At 56.2% G+C, this 7,442-nt stretch carries 3 protein-coding genes and 3 pseudogenes; 3 read left to right on the forward strand and 3 right to left on the reverse strand.

The genetic code is table 11. The features are described from left to right. A partial coding sequence (locus QZ196_RS16750; protein WP_296428001.1) for a transposase occupies positions 1-380 on the forward strand: 380 nt, incomplete at its 5' end. A gap of 36 nt (positions 381-416) precedes the next feature. Here QZ196_RS16750 and QZ196_RS16755 read toward each other — a convergent pair. Continuing rightward, positions 417-917, reverse strand: a pseudogene (locus QZ196_RS16755) (TrlF family ATPase); the annotation flags it as partial. Positions 918-1,180: 263 nt separating this feature from the next. Beyond that, positions 1,181-5,137, reverse strand: a complete 3,957-nt coding sequence (locus QZ196_RS16760) for a hypothetical protein (protein WP_296428472.1) — start codon at positions 5,135-5,137, stop codon at positions 1,181-1,183. Positions 5,138-5,255: 118 nt separating this feature from the next. Here QZ196_RS16760 and QZ196_RS16765 point away from each other — a divergent pair, with 118 nt between their 5' ends. Next, entirely contained in the window at positions 5,256-5,444 is a 189-nt protein-coding gene (locus tag QZ196_RS16765; RefSeq protein ID WP_296428473.1) for a hypothetical protein, read from the forward strand. A 791-nt stretch (positions 5,445-6,235) separates the two neighbouring features. Here QZ196_RS16765 and QZ196_RS16770 read toward each other — a convergent pair. Then, positions 6,236-6,922, reverse strand: a pseudogene (locus QZ196_RS16770) (IS6 family transposase). A 147-nt stretch (positions 6,923-7,069) separates the two neighbouring features. On the opposite strand from QZ196_RS16770, the pseudogene QZ196_RS16775 reads away from it, so the two are divergent. Further along, positions 7,070-7,201: pseudogene (locus tag QZ196_RS16775) on the forward strand (transposase); the annotation flags it as partial. Between the last annotated feature and the right edge of the window lie 241 nt (positions 7,202-7,442).

Here is a 7,442-nt window from a genome sequence, read left to right on the forward strand (position 1 = left end):
GAACGCGCGCAGAAGCCGATGCTGCGTTGGCCGTTTTCTCCGAAAAGTATGGCGTCAAATACCCAAAAGGTGTTGCCTGCCTGACCAAGGACAAAGAGGCGATGCTTGCATTCTTCGACTTCCCAGCTGAGCATTGGGGCCATCTGCGCACCTCGAACCCGATTGAAAGCGTGTTTGCCACAGTTCGGCACCGAACGGTGAGGACCAAAGGGGCGCTGTCACAAAAGACCGCAAAACTGATGGTCTTCACCCTCATTCAGGCCGCATCAAAGAAATGGCTGCGCCTCAAGGGCAGAAATCAGTTGCCAAAGGTTATCGAAGGAATCAAGTTCACAGACGGTATCGAACACACAAACGATACCGAAAACCGCGCCGCCTGATGATGCGCGTCACCCAAATTCAAGCATAGCTCAATCGAAGTCGATCGCACCGTCTCGTTGATCGTCGGAGTGGGATTCGAAAATCACCCGTTCGATCTCGGCGATGAGACCGTCTGAGAAGCCGCCGGAAGAGCAGAGCTCTTCTACGAATTGCTGCGACAGATATCGGGCGCGCGGAAAGGACAGATGATTGTTTGCGTCCCGACCATCGAGCGCGCGTGTGTTGGTGGCACCACCACCCCAGGTCAACGTGGCCGTTGCATTGCCGACCAGCTTGCGGGCGCGAACAAGGAAGGAGGGACTCGCATTCTCGCTCGCGCTCCACCCCGATGGCGTGATGGCATCGCAACCAGCAGCAATCATATTGGCGAGTGCTGTTTTGCCGGACCCGCGAGCTCCGATGATAGCCACCAGGCCGGGGTTGAGGGGGATTTCGGGAGTCGCGGCCCAATCTGCATCGGCGATAGAGATGTGCGAGATGATCTGTGAGGGCATAGCGGTTCGCGGCGGTTCCGTTCCGACATAGGCACGACCTTCATACATCTTGCCGAGAAAATTCTACTTCCGCAGCCCCTTACTTTCTGGGGGGATTACCATGCACCATGGTCGTGAGGGGTGAATTAAGCAAGGGCCGCCAACATAGGTCAGCGGCCCGGTTTGCAATGCGCGCACGCTGCCCTGTGATCAACGCGGCGATCTGCGCGCCGTTGCCCGCCCTTTTACAGGGCGGACCCGAACCAAGATAACCGTGCGTTCATGGATCAGATCGGGCCGTTTGAACCGCGTTTCCGTCTTTGTTTTCAGCCGATAATTTGCCCGCTCGCCAACGTAAAGTTTGCTTGGAAACGCAAGCGCGCTGCGGCCCCCCAACGCAATGCTACTGGAACAAAGTTCGGGCTGAACGCAACAAGTCCTGCGCCCCAGGCAGATACCGAACCATCCGTAGTGACCTCATCACGCAGTTCTGCAGCTATCATATCCGCAGCGGCCGCGCCTAAGGTAGCACCTGCGTGAATAAATGTACCGCCCCATTTGGCAAGGAGCGGTGACGCGGTCCCTTCAGCCCCCGCGTCGACCGCAGCCTCTGCTAGCGCCACTATAGCGCCACCTGCTGCCGCACCAACTATTTCGCTCACAAAGGGGATCCAGGCCGAACCCCCCATTTGTGTTAGATTGTAAGTGGTTGACAGCCCAGCGACGACCCCGAGTTCAAGACTTAGGCCCACTGTGGCAAGCGCCGCTAGGTCGGCGGCTGCGGTTTCGGCTAGGGTGGCTGCTTCGGTTGCGGCAGCGGCGGCGGCGGCTGCCTCTGCGGTGGCTGCGGCGGCTTCCGCGGCAGTGGTTCCTACCAATAGGCCCGCCTCTGCGGCAGCCTCTGCGGCAGCTTCGGCTGCGGCGGTTGCTTCCGCGGTGGTTGTTGCAGCTGCCTCGGCTTCGATGCCTGCGGCGTTGAAAGCTTCTAAGGCTGCTGGTTCGGCTTCGGTGCCTTCTGCTAAGGTCAAAGTAGCAAAGGCATCCGCGACCGCACCGTCAGCTGCCGCTTGGGCGGCAGTCGCGGCTAAAAGTTCTGTATTGGCAGCTGCAGCTGCTTCGGTCGCGGTGTTGGCGGCTGTTACCGCATCACGGGCTGCGGCTGTTACGGTTGCTGCGGTTTCTGCGGTTTCTGCGGCCGCTGTGGCTGCTGTGGCTGCTGCGTCAGCCACCACCTTGGCGTCGGCCGCGGCAGTCGCGGCTGCAGCCGCAGTTGAACCAGCCTGTTGCACCGGAGCGTCCGGACCAACGACGGCAGGGTTTTCAGCTAATGCATCGACTGCGCCGCCAGCCATTTCGATCCCTTCCTCCGCACCAGCGGTTCCCAATGAGGCAGCTTGGCTCGACACTCCTAGAAGTGTACCAAATTCGCCCACAGTGTTTATCGCTCCCTGGATGTCCTTCATTGTCCATGGCCGTTTGGCACCGGGTGTGAACTCAGCGAGTACACCTGTCGTCGCGACGTACTTCACGTCACCTTGTTCGCCGGCCTTCGGACCGGAGGTATAGAACGTCAGGATGATGTCACGGGCTGCCAGTAATCCGCCATCGCCAGCAATGAGACCACTGCCACCCTTAACGCCCGCCAGATCCAGTTCGCGGAAACGGACCTCCACGAATTCGTTCCCCTCTGCATCCAATCGTGGCACAGTGCCGAAAATGCGGCCCTGAATTGAATCAAGCGCGTTAGGATTACCTGGATTAGGACGCGAGATTTTTGCCTCGACCGCGTAGTCGAGACGCATATTTTTCTCCAGCCAGGTCCGCTTGTCTGTCTCGTTGGCGACCTCGCCGGTTGCCAGCAACACACGACCACGGCTGTCGACCGACATACCGTCGTCCTCTAGCATGCGCCTGAAATTCGCCCGGCCCGGCAATTGAAGGTTCGCGAACGCCTCTTCGACAGATACAGCCCTGGGCGTACCGGAATCCGAATTGCTTGTCACATCCAAGCCCAACATGTCGCGTTGTATGTCGATGGCTTCCTGCTGCATCGTATCAAAATCAGGGATCATCGCCTTTGCATCATCGAACGTCATGTTCGAAAGCTGGTCCATATTTGCCATCTTTGCGCCAATCGATTCGATCTCTTCTTTCGCCTGCTCTGGCGTCATGCCTGACAGCAAAGCCAAGGTTTGAATGGCAATTTCTTCGCCAGCCGCTTTTGCGTCGGCGACGAGCGTATCAAGGAAAGCATGGCCCTCTTCACCCAGTTCCTCAATCCCGGCCTTGATCGCATTGCCAAGGTCATCCATCAAACCGATCGCAGCCTCTTCGCCCGCGACAATAGCGTCAGAAATACCTGTGAAAACATCACCAACACCTGCTTCAAGTGCCTCTACGATCGTTGTTTTACCGTTAAGGAAATCTGCCACATCGGATTCTACTTTTTCAACATCGTGTTCCACGACTTTGGCGACGTCCACGATGGCGCCCACGATATCACCGGCTGCCCGACCGAGAGCGCCTATAACCGAGTTCCACCAGCCGCCGCTTTTATGAGGGGGTTCGCCTACTGTGTAATTCTTCTCGGCTCGGAATGACGCGCTCGCATCCTCGGCGCGCACCATGTCGCCGCTCTCGAACATGTCAAGAATATCGGCGTGGGACAAAGCTACATTGCCGTCGGCGTCCGCATGGCCGTGGACGCTGACCAGCCAATCGGCCTCTTCGGGTGAAATTTCTTCATCGTAGTCAATAAGCGCATTCGCCGCGATTTGAAATTCAGACGCCGTCAGCGCATCGGTCGCTGGATCTTTGCCATTGTATTTAAAAAACCCATCGACATGACGTTCTGTCGGGACATTCCCCAAATGAACGTCAATCCTAAAATCACTGTTGTGGTCCCCGGTTTTCAAGGTGCCATCGACCAGCATCTGGTTCATATCTTCGACTGAAAATTGGTAGTTTCCGGCAGCGTCGTTGTCAGCGCTACCGTAAAGCGCGTGAAGATCACGCATCATAACGGTTGGGTCACCCACAAAACTAAAATCAAACGCCCTATGCAGTTCATCGCCAGTGAAGAGACTATTGCCATCCCGGTCATAGAATTCGACCAGATGATTGATGGTTTGCATCAAAAAATCATCATTATTGCCAGCGTCGGATGACCCAAGAGTTCCGGTCACAACACGCAGACCAACGTAATCAGCACTCGCGTCGCTGGTCAGGGCAATGTGATCACCGTCAAACACAGCGCTGAGCTGTGCCAGAGTGAAGCCGCGATCAGTACCAAAGCGATTTTGAAGGTAGGTCAGTGGAGCCTGCTCGAGCGCCGGTAAAAAATCGATAAGCTGTAGATTCCCGAAACCGTTTGGATCGGGAATCGGCGTTGATATGGGGGTAACCTCGCGAGGATTGCCAAAGAGGAACCCAAGCGCCGAATCCAACTCAGAGGTCGTTACGACTGGGGCATCAGGCGCACTTTCCAAGACTGTGGGAACAGGCAGGAGTCCATGGGCCGCGGCAAAGATCGCAGTGGCGATGGCAGTACCGTCAATCTTGTTCCAATCCCACGTCGCCGTGCCCGCCGCAGTAACTGGCAGTGTCAAAAAGCCGTCGTCTTGCATTTTGCCGAGGATGACATCGCCGCCAACTTTTCTGCCGTCACCATAGATTTTGACCAGCGCGTGCATGTGGTGGATATTTTGGCCACCCATATTCATCTGGGTAAATAACGCGCCAAGGGCTGCCGCGTCATACGACCCATTGCCAACCAGCCGCGCAACTGGAACGTTGTCGAACGCGAATATGAAACCGCCGCTATTGTCTGCATTCAAGGTTTGTGACAGCACGCCTTCGTCCAACATCGCGATCACACCAGCAATGTCCAAGGACTGATTGACGCCGTAATACTGGATCAGCTGCGCGACGATTGTTTCTGTTGGCTGCTCATCATCGGCAGAGTAGGACGTCAATGCTGCCATCAAACTGGCGCTATCAAGTGCACCGCTGGTGTCAGCGAACGACATGATGTGGTCTTTCGCCTCAGCCATTGTATCAAAAAGAACGGGCGCAACTGCAGGTGGTGCCACAACCGGCGTGCTGCCACGCAGCGTCACCACCGCATCGTTGAAATCATTGTCGTTCCAGTCCTCGAACGCGACGGTGATGCTGCCGTCGGCGTTGGACGTTGACCGTGCACGATCCGTGTTGCGATAGAAGTATTCGTTCGTATCCGCACGATGAACGCGCAATTGCAACGTGTTCAGATCGCCGTTCACCATAGTCGCCGAAGGCGCGCCCCGGTTGTTCGCCACAGTAACCCATGCGCCCGTCACTTCGTCAAAGGCTTGCACATAAAGTGGCGCACCTGCGTCAAACGTCGCCGAGATATCCGTATGCGTGCCCGTGGATGGCGGTGGCGTCACAACTGGCGGTGGCGTCACAACTGGCGGTGGTGCCACAACCGGCGTGCTGCCACGCAGCGTCACCACCGCATCGTTGAAATCATTGTCGTTCCAGTCCTCGAACGCGACGGTGATGCTGCCGTCGGCGTTGGACGTTGACCGTGCACGATCCGTGTTGCGATAGAAGTATTCGTTCGTATCCGCACGATGAACGCGCAATTGCAACGTGTTCAGATCGCCGTTCACCATTGCAGCCGAAGGCGCGCCCCGATTGTTCGCCACAGTAACCCATGCGCCCGTTACTTCGTCAAAGGCTTGCACATAAAGGGGCGCAGCTGCGTCAAACGTCGCCGAGATATCCGTATGCGTGCCCGTGGATGGTGCCCAAGGGTATATCGGTTGAAAAATACTAGTACGGAGTATCCAACAGGGACAGGTGGCATTCTTTGTTCAATGAATGGCCCCTTAAACGGAGCCGGAAAGAAATCGACTGGTGCGCGATTGATCGGCATTATGGATGGTCGTCCGGCCGTCAGCATCTGATCGATAGTAGCAAAGTCAAACTGTGTCGTCTTGATGTCGTTGTTGATCATAGAACCTGTATCCCCGATGCGGCAAAAAAAGCGACGCAGCACTCAACGCCTCGTGGTCAGGGTGTCGCCATAAGGCCAAACGCTCAATCGGTAACAACTACGTGATAGACCACATGGCCCCGCGCAGTTTTATACGTAGTCATGCGGATCACCGGCGGGCGTTGCGCAGGCCAGTCCCGTCCGGCCTGAACCGGCGGCGATATGCCACCGTGTATCTGACATCAGCCCGCCCAAGGGACAGGTTTGAGGGGTTGAATAGTTGTTTCAGGCTCTGAAGTTGTGCGGTGGCAGCTGGTCGATTTCCTTCTGCTGTAAGGGCGCCGGTCAGATGGTTGTGTCGCAAATTTTGCAAGACTGTGAAAAGGCTCACCTTCGGGCATGACTACCCCGCGAGCACCGCGAACTGCTGAAATGCGGGAAGATCATTTGCTGTAAGTTGGCGCTTTCGGATCATGTGGGCAACCTCGATGCCAGCGATGGTCGCGGCAGCAGAGTGGAAGGCCTTGAAGCCCATCATTGGCGCAGTGATCCGCTTGATGAATCGGTGATCCTGTTCAAGAATATTGTTGAGATATTTGACCTGCCGGATCGTGACTATCTGCCCCGTCCCAGTGAATTTCAAGATCACATTCGCGGCCATCAGGCCAACCAGATTTGCGCCGCTCTTGTCGATGACCACCCGGTCCGGCACTCCGTTTGTGCCGATAGCCTATTTGAAAAACCTGCGAGCCGCTGCCAGATCGCGGCGCTCTGACAGCATGAAATCAAGGGTTTGGCCGTCCCGATCAACCGCGCGGTAGAGGTAAGTCCATTTGCCCCGGACCCGTATGTATGTCACGTCTATCCGCCAAGAATTCGCCGTCGCGCGTTTCCCAGATTGGGCATTTGCGGTAATTAGTGGCGAGAATTTCACCACCCAGCGGTTAAGCGTGGCATGGTCGACGACGACACCACGTTCCGCCATAATCTCTTCAAGGTCGCGATATGACACCGCATAGCGAACATAGAAAAATACCGCGTACAGGGCCACGGCCTTCGGGTAGTGCACGCCTTTGAAATCTATCGCTATTTTGCCCAATCCGCGTAATCGTTTCTTCCGATCGTGCTCTGTAATAGCGCCCGTCCGGCTCGGAGCAATATAGTTTGCGACAAAGCCCCTGCGCCCCTAGAACTCCTCCAGATTTGTTTAGAGTCCGCCCAACTAAGGGACGGACAAATGAAGGCACGATTCATGAACGAACAGATCATCGCAATGAAGGAACACGAAGCTGGCGAGAAGACGGCTGACGTATGTCGGCGGCATGGGATCAGCCCGGCAACGTTCTCCAAATACAAATCGAAGTATGGGCCGTTCATCGGTGACGATATATCTCGGTAATTGCTCCTTCACGAAGCACCAGGGTCGACGGTGGCGTAGTCACGATTGTGGAATAACATATGCCACACATCGTCCACGTCAGCCTGCCATCTTTATGATGGCATTCACGAGCGGGGCCTCATCGAGCTATGCTTGAATTTGGGTGACGCGCATCATCAGGCGGCGCGGTTTTTGGTGTCGTATGTGACTTCGACGCCGTCGTTGAATTTGA

It is taken from the genome of Yoonia sp. (assembly GCF_017854565.1).
Classification (GTDB): Bacteria; Pseudomonadota; Alphaproteobacteria; order Rhodobacterales; family Rhodobacteraceae; genus Yoonia.

What these genes read in the sequence shown, in the direction of transcription:
- QZ196_RS16760 (WP_296428472.1), bottom strand. Translation starts at nt 5,137, where the DNA reads ATGGTGAACGGCGATCTGAACACGTTGCAATTGCGCGTTCATCGTGCG.